The sequence below is a fragment of the Micromonospora sp. GCM10011541 genome (genome assembly GCF_042650725.1).
In the GTDB taxonomy this organism is placed as follows: Bacteria; Actinomycetota; Actinomycetes; order Mycobacteriales; family Micromonosporaceae; genus Micromonospora; species Micromonospora sicca.
Genome location: NZ_JBHSBP010000074.1, coordinates 42,470 through 53,550 on the forward strand (window position 1 = coordinate 42,470; position 11,081 = coordinate 53,550).

12 protein-coding genes are annotated in these 11,081 nt (G+C 73.7%); 6 read left to right on the forward strand and 6 right to left on the reverse strand.

The features are described 5' to 3' along the window. Window positions 1-21 precede the first annotated feature (21 nt). From ACFOYX_RS28540 to ACFOYX_RS28550, 3 genes are read right to left on the reverse strand one after another with little or no spacing between them, the layout of a single operon-like run. The gene (locus ACFOYX_RS28540; RefSeq protein WP_322439747.1) at window positions 22-618 is read right to left on the reverse strand and encodes a DNA-3-methyladenine glycosylase I; all 597 of its coding nucleotides are present in this window, start codon (window positions 616-618) and stop codon (window positions 22-24) included. A gap of 40 nt (window positions 619-658) precedes the next feature. Then, a complete protein-coding gene (locus tag ACFOYX_RS28545; RefSeq protein ID WP_109800034.1) occupies window positions 659-1,156 on the reverse strand; it encodes an SRPBCC family protein in 498 nt (165 codons plus the stop codon). Then, entirely contained in the window at window positions 1,153-1,884 is a 732-nt protein-coding gene (locus ACFOYX_RS28550; RefSeq protein ID WP_322439748.1) for a DivIVA domain-containing protein, read from the reverse strand. Before ACFOYX_RS28550 ends, ACFOYX_RS28545 begins: the two co-directional genes overlap by 4 nt. Window positions 1,885-2,047: 163 nt before the next feature. Here ACFOYX_RS28550 and folP point away from each other — a divergent pair, with 163 nt between their 5' ends. Continuing rightward, window positions 2,048-2,917, forward strand: a complete 870-nt coding sequence (gene folP, locus ACFOYX_RS28555) for a dihydropteroate synthase (protein WP_322439749.1) — start codon at window positions 2,048-2,050, stop codon at window positions 2,915-2,917. A gap of 27 nt (window positions 2,918-2,944) precedes the next feature. On the opposite strand, the gene ndhC is transcribed toward folP, so the two are convergent. Then, window positions 2,945-3,322: an NADH-quinone oxidoreductase subunit A gene (gene ndhC, locus ACFOYX_RS28560; protein ID WP_322439750.1), complete on the reverse strand. Its 378-nt coding sequence runs from the start codon at window positions 3,320-3,322 to the stop codon at window positions 2,945-2,947. A gap of 129 nt (window positions 3,323-3,451) precedes the next feature. Here ndhC and ACFOYX_RS28565 point away from each other — a divergent pair, with 129 nt between their 5' ends. The 3 genes from ACFOYX_RS28565 to ACFOYX_RS28575 all read left to right on the forward strand — a co-directional run bounded on the left by ACFOYX_RS28565 (window position 3,452) and on the right by ACFOYX_RS28575 (window position 8,074). After that, on the forward strand, window positions 3,452-4,894 hold the full coding sequence (locus ACFOYX_RS28565) for a hypothetical protein (RefSeq protein ID WP_322439751.1): 1,443 nt from the start codon (window positions 3,452-3,454) through the stop codon (window positions 4,892-4,894). A 305-nt stretch (window positions 4,895-5,199) separates the two neighbouring features. Continuing rightward, window positions 5,200-7,047: a 2-oxoacid:acceptor oxidoreductase subunit alpha gene (locus tag ACFOYX_RS28570; protein ID WP_322439752.1), complete on the forward strand. Its 1,848-nt coding sequence runs from the start codon at window positions 5,200-5,202 to the stop codon at window positions 7,045-7,047. Next, complete coding sequence (locus tag ACFOYX_RS28575; protein ID WP_322439753.1) at window positions 7,040-8,074, forward strand: 2-oxoacid:ferredoxin oxidoreductase subunit beta; 1,035 nt, start codon at window positions 7,040-7,042, stop codon at window positions 8,072-8,074. The genes ACFOYX_RS28570 and ACFOYX_RS28575 overlap by 8 nt, the downstream gene beginning before the upstream one ends. 68 nt (window positions 8,075-8,142) lie before the next feature. Here ACFOYX_RS28575 and ACFOYX_RS28580 read toward each other — a convergent pair whose 3' ends face one another. Then, window positions 8,143-9,159 (reverse strand): potassium channel family protein, encoded by a 1,017-nt coding sequence (locus ACFOYX_RS28580; RefSeq protein ID WP_322439754.1) that lies wholly within the window; start codon window positions 9,157-9,159, stop codon window positions 8,143-8,145. A gap of 191 nt (window positions 9,160-9,350) precedes the next feature. Here ACFOYX_RS28580 and ACFOYX_RS28585 point away from each other — a divergent pair, with 191 nt between their 5' ends. Beyond that, window positions 9,351-10,004, forward strand: coding sequence for a helix-turn-helix transcriptional regulator (locus ACFOYX_RS28585; protein WP_322439755.1), 654 nt, complete (start codon window positions 9,351-9,353; stop codon window positions 10,002-10,004). A 136-nt stretch (window positions 10,005-10,140) separates the two neighbouring features. Next, complete coding sequence (locus ACFOYX_RS28590) at window positions 10,141-10,734, forward strand: ATP-dependent Clp protease proteolytic subunit (RefSeq protein ID WP_322439756.1); 594 nt, start codon at window positions 10,141-10,143, stop codon at window positions 10,732-10,734. Between the two features lie 69 nt (window positions 10,735-10,803). Here the strand turns inward: ACFOYX_RS28590 and ACFOYX_RS28595 are convergent, their stop codons facing one another. Next, complete coding sequence (locus ACFOYX_RS28595) at window positions 10,804-11,001, reverse strand: hypothetical protein (protein WP_322439757.1); 198 nt, start codon at window positions 10,999-11,001, stop codon at window positions 10,804-10,806. Between the last annotated feature and the right edge of the window lie 80 nt (window positions 11,002-11,081).

Consider the following 11,081-nt stretch of genomic DNA (forward strand, 5'->3'; position numbering starts at 1 on the left):
GTCGGCCGGACGCCGTCGCCGTCACGCCCGGCCGGTGGCCCCGGCTTCCCCGATGGTCACGTGACAGCCGGCGAGGTGGTCGTCGACCATCCCGGTGGCCTGCATCAGCGCGTATGCCGTGGTCGGGCCCACGAAGCGGAAGCCGCGCTTCTTGAGCGCCTTGGCCAGCGCGGTGGACTCGGGGGTGAGGGCCGGCACCGAGGCGAAGGACCGGGGTCGGGCGGCCCGGGGCGCCGGCGCGTACGACCAGAGCAGCGCGGAGAGCCCGTCGGGCAGGTCCAGCGCGGCCCGGGCGTTGGCGATCGCCGCCTCGACCTTGGCGCGGTTGCGCACGATGCCGACGTCGGCGAGCAGGCGGGCGACGTCCGCCTCGCCGTAGCCGGCGACCTTGTCGATGCGGAACTCGTCGAAGGCGAGCCGGAACGCCGGTCGCTTCCGCAGGATGGTCAGCCAGGACAGGCCCGACTGGAACGCCTCCAGGGTCAGCCGCTCGTAGAGCGCGTCGTCGCCGCGTAGCGGCCGGCCCCACTCGGTGTCGTGGTAGACGGCGTAGTCGGGGGTGCTCGCGCCCCAGGCGCAGCGGGGCAGCCCGTCCGGGCCGGTCACCAGGTCAGTCACGACGTACACGGTAGGCCAGCCCACCGACAACGGGCGCCGGTCAGGGCAGTCGGCCCTGCTCCACCAGCCGGGCGAACTTCTTCAGCGCCTGGGTCAGGCCGAACTTCGAGCCGGGCCAGAGCACCGGCCAGGCGACCCGGCCGGCGGTCCCGCCGGGCAGGTGGAACCACTCGTGCCAGACCACCTGAGTCCGGTCCCGCTCCACCGGGGTGCAGCGCAGCACGCCCGGCCCGCGCAGCAGCCGCCCGCAGTGCACCACCCCGACCTCGTACGGCGCGTCGACCCGGACCACCCGCATCTCGTCGCGGAGCACCGCCGGACCGAGCGCGGTGACCGCCTCGACCAGGGTGCCCTCGCCACCGTCCCCCTCGACCACCCGGACGGTGGTGAAGGGGATCCAGTCGGACTGCCGTTCCCAGGCGGTCAGCGCCGCGAAGACCCGCTCGGCCGGGGCGTCGACGATCACCGTGGCGGTCACCTCGCCGGCGCCGGGTTGGGCGGCCTCGGCCAGCCCGTCGGTGCCTTCCGGCCCGGTCACGCCGACTCCGACCGGACCACCGCGCCACGCTCTCGCTCATCGTCGTCGTCGCCGGCCGGGCCCTGCGCGGTCCGGCCGACCGTGCCGGCGGGGTCGGTGGCCGGGGCGCTGGCGGCAGGGGAGGCGGTGGGGTCGGCCGGCGGCCGGAGCGGCACCTGGCGGTCGGCCGGCTCCTGGTCGACCGGCGCCGCGACCGGGACGACCTCCCCGGCGGGCGTCGCCGGGGCGGGCGTGGGAAGCACCGCCTCGTCCTCGACGGCAGCCGCGGCGGGCGCGGCCGCCACCCCGGCCTCGGCGTCCGACGCGTCAGCCCGGGTGTCGCCGGCCGGGCTCACCGCGTCGCTCGGGGCGACGCCGGCGGGGCTCGGGCCGGCGGACTCCTCCCGGGCGCGGCGCAGCGCGTCGGCGTCCGCGGTGCGGCCCTCGCGGAGCGCGAGGACCTCCGCCTCCAGCACGCCGATCAACTCGGACTTGTAGCCGATGTCGTAGGCCGCCCGGCGCATCGCCTGGTCGACCTGGGCCATCCGGTAGCCGCGCAGGGCGGTGTCGAAGCGCACCTCGGCGATGTCCGACTCGTGCAACGGGCGGGCGCCCGGCAGGGGCACGGCCCGCCCGTCCGGCTCGGCCGGCGCGAGGCCCGGGTCACGCCCGGAGACCAGCACCGTCACCCCGAACACCACCGCCGCGACGGTCAGCGCGACGACCAAGAGGAGCAGAACCTCACCCATGGAGAGATCGTGGCATGCGGGCCGGTCCCGGGCGAGCCCTCCACCCGCTCCGATCATGAATCACAACCCCGGGACGTACCGGACGGAGCGGGCGACGGCGGACCGGATAGCGTCGGGGGCGGCCGGCGGTACGGCCGACGGTGCGGGGAGACCAGGAGGCGGAATGGCCGGGACGCTGCGGCTCGGTGGGCGCACGTTCGCCCCCGGCGAACTGGTGGTGATGGCGATCGTCAACCGCACCCCGGACTCGTTCTTCGACCGAGGCGCCACCTTCGCGTCCGACAGCGCGCTGCGCGCGGTGGAGCGCGCGGTCACCGAGGGCGCGGAGATCATCGACATCGGCGGGGTGAAGGCCGGGCCGGGCGACGAGGTCGACGTCGCCGAGGAGATCCGCCGGACGGTGGACACCATCGCCGCGGTCCGCACCGCCTTCCCCGACGTGGTCATCTCGATCGACACCTGGCGCGCCGAGGTGGCGGTGGAGGCGGTGGCGGCCGGCGCCGACCTGCTGAACGACACCTGGTCCGGGGCGGACCCCGCGCTGGCCCGGGTCGCCGCGGCGACCGGCGCCGGGCTGGTCTGCTCGCACGCCGGCGGGCTCGCTCCGCGGACCCGGCCGCACCGGGCCGCCTTCGACGACGTGGTGGCCGACGTGGTCGCGACGGTGACCGGGCTCGCCGAGCGGGCGGTCGCCCTCGGCGTACGTCCTGACGGCATCCTGATCGACCCGGCGCACGACTTCGGCAAGAACACCCGGCACTCGCTGGAGATCACCCGACGGCTCGCGGAGCTCACCGACACCGGCTGGCCGCTGCTGGTGGCCCTGTCGAACAAGGACTTCATCGGCGAGACGCTGGACCTGCCGGTGCCGGACCGGTTGGAGGGCACGCTGGCCGCGACCGCGGTCTCGGCGTGGCTGGGGGCCCGGGTGTTCCGCGCCCACCAGGTGCGCCAGACCCGTCGGGTGCTGGACATGGTCGCCTCGATCCGGGGCGACCGGCCGCCCACCCTGACCCGGCGCGGCCTGGCCTGACCGGCGGTCGGCCGGGGCCGGCGGGGATCAGGTCCAGCGCAGGATGTTCTTCCGCCAGGCGTAGAGGATGCCGAGCGCGACCACGGCGACGAAGACCCCCATCTCGACCACGGTGGTGACACCGAACCCGGGCCGGTCGAAGACCAGCGCCCACGGGAAGAGGAAGACCGCCTCGACCGCGAAGAGCACGTAGAGGTACGCGTAGACGTAGTAGCGGATCTGCATCTGCGCCCAGTCGCCGCCGACCGGGTCGAGCCCGCATTCGTAGCTGGTCCGCTTGCCCCAGGGATCGGCCGGACGGCCAGGACGTAACACCCGATTGGCCGAGAACGCCGTAACGAAGAAGAGGACGCTGGCAAGCAGCAGGAGACCGAGCGTGGCGTACGAGCCGAGGTAACCGGTCACGGGGGACGAGCCTACCGTGCCGGTCGCCGAGGCGTATCGAACACGTTACGTATTTGTTTCCTCCCGGGACTAGTGCTCCACGGCAACCATTACCGAATATGAAAACTCGCTGAGTGTCACGGAGGACAGATGGCCGACCTGCCCGTACGCCCCGATCGGCGGGCTGGCCGGCGACGTACCTCCGCACTGCTGGCGGCGTCGCTCGCGGCCGGCCTGGCGGCGGCCGCGGTCGCTCCCGCCTGGGCGACCCCGTCCCGGGCGGCGACGGGCGTGGTCACCGCGGCCACCGATCCGGTGGACGAGCCCGGCGCGGAGCCGACGGACAGCACTCCCCCGGTCGACCCGACCGCGACGGAGCCGCTGCCGACCACGGCGCCGCCGACCGAGAGCGCGCCTCCGGAGACCACCCCGCCGGTCCCGACGACCGAGCCCGTGCCGGACACCACCGCCCCGGAGAACCCGGCGCCGACCACCACGGCGCCCACCACCACCGCCCCGGCCCCGCCGCCCCCACCGGTCGTGCCTCCCGCGCAGCCCCCGGCCCAGCCCGGCGCCCCCGGCCCGCCGCCCGCCGGCCAGCTCGGGGTGCGGGTGACCACCGAGGACCTCTCGCTCACCCCGGCCTACTGGAACGCCGACAGCACGGTGACCACGCTGCGCGTGACCGTCACGAACACCGGCAGGGTGCCGGAGCTGATCCGGCTCGGTTACACGCTGCCGGCCGGGCTCACCGACGCGGGGAGCACCGGGTGCGCGCCCGCCGGCGGTGGGCGCTACCGCTGCGGCGGGTGGACCACCGCGCCCGGCGCCCGGTTCAGCAGTTCGATCCGGGTCCGGGTCGACGGGACGGCCTGGCGTTCCATGCCGCTGAGCGGGTCGGTCGGGGTGACCGCCACCGCCCCGGGCGTGGCCGGCGCGGCGGCCGACGACGAGGGCTTCGCGGTGCTCTTCCCGCCCGGCCCGCCGGTGCCCGGCATCTCGCTCCGCGCCGACGAGGTGCTCTTCGACATCAGCGGTGCCCCGAGCGTGGTGACCGTCCGGCTCGGCAACACCGGCCGGGTCGACGCCGCCGGCCGGGTCGAGGTGATCCTGCCCGACGGGGTGACCGCGTCCGGCCCGCCCGCCGGCTGCGTGCCGGTCTCGCCGACCCGGACGCGGTGCGGCCTCGGCACGGTGCCGGCCGGGCGCACCGCCACCCTCCGGCTGCCGGTGACCGCCACGCCGGCGGCACAGCGCCAGGCGCCCCTGGCCGGCGCGGTCGTCGGCCGGCTCGACCCGCGCCACGGCCGGAGCCGGCAGGTGCAGATGAGCTTCCGGATCAACGCGGCGGCCGCCCTGTCCACCCCGCCGGTCGCCACCCCCGCGCCGACCGGCTCCCAGGGCGTGCTCGCCGCCGGCGGACAGGCCTCCGGCGGGCGCGGCCTCAGCTCGGTGCAGCGGACGGCGGTCACCCTCATCACGGTCTCCGGGCTGCTGGTGGTGCTGGCCCTGGTCCTGGCCACCGCCTCGCTGCGCCGGCGGATGGCCGCGGGACCGACCGACCCGACCACCGCGCCGACCGCCGCCGAGTGAGCGCCGGCTCGGGGCGCATCCTCGGGCCGGCGCGACGCGCGTGCGGTGATCTGGATTACGGATGCCGGTACTAAACGCCGCAAAGCCGGGCATACAGCGGCCCGACCGGGTCCCATACGTCGGACCGCCACCAAGGTCGCCCTAAGGGACCGACGTAGGCTCTGACGTGAAGAACGTACCGGGCCGGACAGCTTCGGACGGTCGGCGGCAGCAGCACGTCAAGGAGGTCACGTGGCCGGGCAAGGCGGGGTCACCAACATGTTCAGCCGCCCGTGCGACGGCGCTGGGCGAAGCGAGGTGCGGGCGTGACCAAGCAGATCCGTCAACTCGACCGGGTGGTCATCCGGTTCGCCGGCGACTCCGGCGACGGCATGCAGCTCACCGGTGACCGGTTCACCTCCGAGACGGCGCAGCTCGGCAACGACATCTCCACATTGCCGAACTTCCCGGCCGAGATCCGGGCACCCGCCGGCACCCTCCCGGGCGTGTCGAGCTTCCAGGTGCACTTCGCCGACTACGACATCCTGACCCCGGGCGACGCCCCGAACGTCCTGGTCGCGATGAACCCGGCGGCGCTGAAGGCCAACCTGGCCGACCTGCCGCGCGGCGCGGACATCATCGTCAACACCGACGAGTTCAACAAGCGCAACCTCGCCAAGGTGGGCTACCAGGTCAGCCCGCTGGACGACGACTCGCTCGCCGGCTACGTGGTGCACCCGGTGGCGCTGACCTCGATGACGGTCGGCGCGCTGGCCGCGCACGAGGTGTCCAAGAAGGACGCCGAGCGGGCCAAGAACATGTTCGCCCTGGGCCTGCTGAGCTGGATGTACTCCCGGCCGTACGAGTCGACGCTGCGCTTCCTGGAGCGCAAGTTCGCGGCCCGGCCCGAGCTGGTCGCGGCGAACGTGGCCGCCTTCCGGGCGGGCTGGAACTTCGGCGAGACCACCGAGGACTTCTCGGTCCGGTACGAGGTGAAGCCGGCGAAGATGCTGCCGGGCACCTACCGGAACATCACCGGCAACGCGGCGCTCTCGCTCGGCCTGGTGGCCGCCGGGGTGCGCTCCGGGCTGCCGGTCTTCCTCGGGGCGTACCCGATCACCCCGGCCTCGGACATCCTGCACGAGCTGAGCAAGCACAAGAAGTTCGGCGTGATCACCATGCAGGCCGAGGACGAGATCGCGGCGGTGGGGGCCGCGCTCGGCGCGTCGTACGGCGGCTCGCTGGGCGTCACCACCACCAGCGGCCCCGGCGTGGCCCTGAAGAGCGAGACGATCTCCCTCGCGGTGGCGCTGGAACTGCCGCTGGTCATCGTCGACGTGCAGCGGGCCGGGCCGTCCACCGGCATGCCGACCAAGACCGAGCAGGCCGACCTCAACCTGGCGCTGTACGGCCGGCACGGCGAGGCGCCGGTCGCGGTGATCGCCCCGAAGTCGCCCGCCGACTGCTTCCACGCCGCCCTGGAGGCGGCGCGGATCGCGCTGACCTACCGCACCCCGGTGATCCTGCTGTCGGACAACTACGTCGCCAACGGCTCCGAGCCGTGGCTGCTGCCCGACGTGGAGTCCCTGCCCGACCTGCGGGTGGAGTTCGCCACCGCGCCCAACGGCGAGGACGGCACCACCTTCCTGCCGTACCTGCGCGACCCGGAGACCCTGGCCCGGCCGTGGGCCATCCCGGGCACGCCGGGCCTGGAGCACCGGATCGGCGGTCTGGAGAAGGCCGACAAGACCGGTGACATCTCGTACGACCCGGCGAACCACGACTTCATGGTGCGGACCCGGGCGGCCCGGATCGAGACGATCCCGGTGCCGGACATCGACGTGGAGGACCCGGACGGCGACGCCCGGGTGCTGGTGCTCGGCTGGGGCTCGACGTACGGGCCGATCGGGGCGGCGTGCCGGGGCCTGCGGCAGCGCGGCCTCTCCATCGCCCAGGCGCACCTGCGCCACCTGGCCCCGATGCCGGCCAACCTCGGCGAGGTGCTGCGCGCCTACGACCGGGTCGTCATCCCCGAGATGAACCTCGGCCAGCTCGCCCACGTGATCCGGGCGAAGTACCTGGTCGACGCGATCGGCTACAACCAGGTCCGCGGCCTGCCGTTCACGGCCGCCGAGCTGGAGACGATGCTGGAAGAGGTCCTGAAGAATGTCTGAGCCCATCGCCCTCAAGCTCACCGCCAAGGACTTCAAGTCCGACCAGGAGGTGCGCTGGTGCCCCGGCTGCGGCGACTACGCGATCCTGGCCGCCGTCCAGCAGTTCATGCCGGAGCTGAACATCCCCCGGGAGAACATCGTCTTCGTCTCCGGGATCGGCTGCTCGTCGCGCTTCCCGTACTACATGAACACGTACGGGATGCACTCGATCCACGGCCGCGCCCCGGCGATCGCCACCGGCCTGTCGGTGTCCCGCCCGGACCTGTCGGTCTGGGTGGTCACCGGTGACGGCGACGCGCTCTCCATCGGCGGCAACCACCTGATCCACTCGCTGCGCCGCAACGTCAACCTGAAGATCCTGCTGTTCAACAACCGGATCTACGGCCTGACCAAGGGGCAGTACTCACCGACCTCCGAGGTCGGCAAGATCACCAAGTCGACCCCGGTCGGCTCGGCGGACGCACCGTTCAACCCGCTGTCGCTGGCGCTCGGCGCGGAGGCCACCTTCGTCGGCCGCACCATCGACTCCGACCGCAAGCACCTCCAGTCGGTGCTCCGGGCCGCCGCGGAGCACGAGGGCTCGGCCTTCGTGGAGATCTACCAGAACTGCAACATCTTCAACGACGGCGCGTTCGACCAGCTCAAGGAGCCGGGCACCCGGGACGACTACCTGATCCGGCTGGAGCACGGGCAGCCCGTCACGTTCGGCAGGGACGGGCAGTTCTGCGTCGTCCACCCGCCGGGCGGCTTCGGCCTGGAGGTGCGGGAGACCGCCTCGGTACGCCCCGAGGAGATCGTCGTGCACGACGCGACGGTCAGCGACCCGGCGTACGCCTTCGCACTGTCCCGGCTGCCCGGGCTGGACCTGCGGAACACCCCGATCGGCGTGTTCCGCTCGGTCGGCCGCCCGTCCTACGACAGCGCGGTGCAGGAGCAGGTCGCCTCGGCGAAGGACAAGGTCACCGAGACCCCGGAGCAGCAGCTCGCCGGCCTGCTCGCCAGCGGCGACACCTGGACGATCCTCTGACCCGCTGACGGCACCACGTAAGAAGGAGGCCGCTCCCCGCCCGGGGACCGGCCTCCTTTGTTCGTTGGTCAGTGGGCGGAGGTGGCGGCCTGGGGGCGGTCGTCGCGGACGTGGACCAGCATGTCGCCGGTCTCGATCACCGCGCCGGCCTTGTCCATGAGGGTGACCACCTTGCCGCGCCGGACCAGGGCGATGACCAGGGACTCCAGCTCACGCGGCGACCGGCCCACCTCGTCGCGCTCGGCCGAGCGCATGGCCAGCGCCATGCCCTGCCCCGGGGTCAGCAGGTCCTCCACCACGTCGATCAGCGGCGGGGCGGAGGTGGAGAGGCCGAGCAGCCGGCCGGCCGTGGCCGAGGAGACGATCACGTGGTGCGCGCCGCTCTGCTTGAGCAGCGGCGCGTTCTCGGCCTCGCGGACCGCCGCGATGATCCGGACCTGGCCGGCGGTGAGCTGCCGGACGGTCAGCGCCACCAGCACCGAGGCGTCGTCGCTGTCCGTCGCGATGATCACCGACTTGGCGCTCCGGATGTGCGCCTCCTCCAGCACGGACGAGCGGGTGGCCGAGCCCTCGATGGCGACCAGCCCGGCCGAGGTGGCCTGGCGCAGGGCCGGGCCGCTGCGTTCCACCACCACGATCCGGGACCGGTCCAGCCCGTTCTCCAGCAGGGCGGAGACGGCGCTGCGGCCCTTGGTGCCGTAGCCGCAGATGATGACGTGGTCCTTCACGGTCCTCCTCCACCGCGACAGGCGACGGCCGGTCCGGTACTGCTCGGTCAGGACTTCCAGGGTGGTGCCGACCAGGATGATCAGGAAGAGCACCCGGGCCGGGGTGACGAACAGGACGTTGACCAGGCGCGCCGAGGGCGCCGCCGGGGTGATGTCGCCGTACCCGGTGGTCGAGAGCGAGACCACCGCGTAGTAGAAGCAGTCGAGGAGGGTGAGCCCGTCCTCGTTGACGTCGCGGTAGCCGTCCCGGTCCAGGTAGACCACGGTGACCACCGCGAAGACCAGGCCCAGGGCGGCGAGCAGGCGCAGGCTGAGCGCGCTCAGCGGCCCCCGCCGTTGCGCGGGAAAATGGATCACCGTCGGTCCTGCCCCGCCACAGTCGCTCGCACGTGCACAACATAGCGGGTACGACCTCGGCGGGCCTGTCGGGTGGCCGGCATCGATGTCCGGGCGGGCCGGAAGGGAAGCCGGACCGGCCGGGCCGTCGCCGACGCCGACCAGCGGGCATGATGGGGGAGTCCCGGGATGACGACCGCGAGGAGGCCCGCATGTCGTTGCTGCGACGGGTGATCGGCGGGGTGCTGCGCCGGGTGCGGCTGCGGCAGGGCCGCACGTTGCGCGAGGTCGCCCTGGCGGCCGGGGTGTCGCTGCCCTACCTCTCCGAGGTGGAACGCGGCCGCAAGGAGGCCTCCTCGGAGGTGCTGGCGGCGATCTGCCGGGCGCTCGGGATCAACCTCTCCGACCTGCTCGAGGAGGCCCGGGACGAGCTGCGCCGGGTCGAGCGCCGGGTCCCGGCCACGTCCGGGACGGGCCTGGCCCGACTCGACCGGGTGCCGGTGGCCCGCCACGACGCCGGCCCCCGGCTGCGGATCGGCTTCCACCCCGACGGCGGGGTGCCACACCTGGACGGGGCGTCCGTCGATCGGGCGCCGAGGTCGGGCGGGCGCGTCCCACACGTCGGCGGCGCGACGTTCGGCGGCCACCTGGCGCGGATCGGCGGCGCGGACGGGCCGCTGCTGCGGGTCGGCGGCGGGCTGCTCGCGGGCGGGTCGATCGGGCACGTCGGGTCGACGGTCGGCGGAGCGGGCCTGCGGGTCCGGTTGATCGCCTCCGTGCCGGCCGGGCGCCCCCGGCCGCGTACCTCGGGAGTGCTGGCCCGCAGGCGGGCCCGGGCGGGCCGGCGGCGGCTGACCGCCGGTTAGGCCGGCCCGGTTCTGCCCACGGCCGATCTGCCCCGGGCAGAATCGCTGGGCCCCGGCGTCGGGCCGCCGGAGGCTGGAGATCGCCGGTTCCCCGGGCGATCCGTCGCCCGCCGGCGGCGCGGAGGGCGGTCAGATCATGGGGTACGGCGTGTGGATGCTGGACGGCGGACAGCCGTCCTTCGGTGACCATGTCTTCGAGCGGCTGCTCAGGGAACGGATCATCTTCGTCGGCACCGAGGTCACCGACGAGTCGGCGAACCAGATCTGCGGGCAGATCCTGCTGCTGGCCGCCGAGGACCCGAAGCGGGACATCTTCCTCTACATCAACTCGCCGGGCGGCTCGGTGAGCGCCGGGATGGCCGTCTACGACACCATGCGCTACGTGAAGAACGACGTGGCCACTCTGGCGCTCGGGCTCGCCGGCTCGATGGGGCAGTTCCTGCTCTGCGCGGGGGCGGCCGGGAAGCGGTTCGCGCTCCCCCACTCGCGGATCATGATGCACCAGCCCTCGGGCGGGATGGGCGGCACCGCCGCGGACATCACCATCCAGGCGGAGAACATGCTGCACGTCAAGCACACCATGCAGCAGCTGATCGCCGAGCACAGCGGGCGGACGCTGGACGAGATCCAGCGGGACTGGGACCGGGACCGCTGGTTCACCGCCGATCAGGCCCGCGAGTACGGCCTGATCGACCGGGTGCTCAGCCGCGCGGAGCAGCTGCCCGGCTGACGGCGACCCGCCGGCCGGCACGGGGCGGCCGGCGGGATGGTCCCGCCGGCCGCCGGTGGCGCGTGCGGGTCAGGGCAGGTCGACGAACTCGTCGAGGAAGCCCCGGGCGCTCGGGGTGTCCAGCCGGTACGACACGTTCGTCGCGTAGCAGGGGCCGTCCCCGGTGATGGTGGTAGCGGCGAGCACCAGCTCCCCGCCGACGGTGACGAAGTTCGGCCCGCCGGAGTCGCCGTAGCAGGCGCCGCCGTAGCCCCGGCTCTCGTTCATCGCCAGCCGCACCCAGGCCTGCGTTCCGCAGCTTCGCGTCGATATAGTCGGCGCGCTGGGCTGAAGGTGCAGGTCGGCGA

Bases quoted from the DNA above. Each gene is read 5' to 3' on its own strand.
- ACFOYX_RS28585 (WP_322439755.1), top strand. From the start codon at position 9,351: ATGTCGTTGCTGCGACGGGTGATCGGCGGGGTGCTGCGCCGGGTGCGG.
- ACFOYX_RS28575 (WP_322439753.1), top strand. From the start codon at position 7,040: ATGTCTGAGCCCATCGCCCTCAAGCTCACCGCCAAGGACTTCAAGTCC.
- folP (WP_322439749.1), top strand. From the start codon at position 2,048: ATGGCCGGGACGCTGCGGCTCGGTGGGCGCACGTTCGCCCCCGGCGAA.
- ACFOYX_RS28590 (WP_322439756.1), top strand. From the start codon at position 10,141: ATGGGGTACGGCGTGTGGATGCTGGACGGCGGACAGCCGTCCTTCGGT.
- ACFOYX_RS28550 (WP_322439748.1), bottom strand. From the start codon at position 1,884: ATGGGTGAGGTTCTGCTCCTCTTGGTCGTCGCGCTGACCGTCGCGGCG.
- ACFOYX_RS28565 (WP_322439751.1), top strand. From the start codon at position 3,452: ATGGCCGACCTGCCCGTACGCCCCGATCGGCGGGCTGGCCGGCGACGT.
- ACFOYX_RS28595 (WP_322439757.1), bottom strand. From the start codon at position 11,001: ATGAACGAGAGCCGGGGCTACGGCGGCGCCTGCTACGGCGACTCCGGC.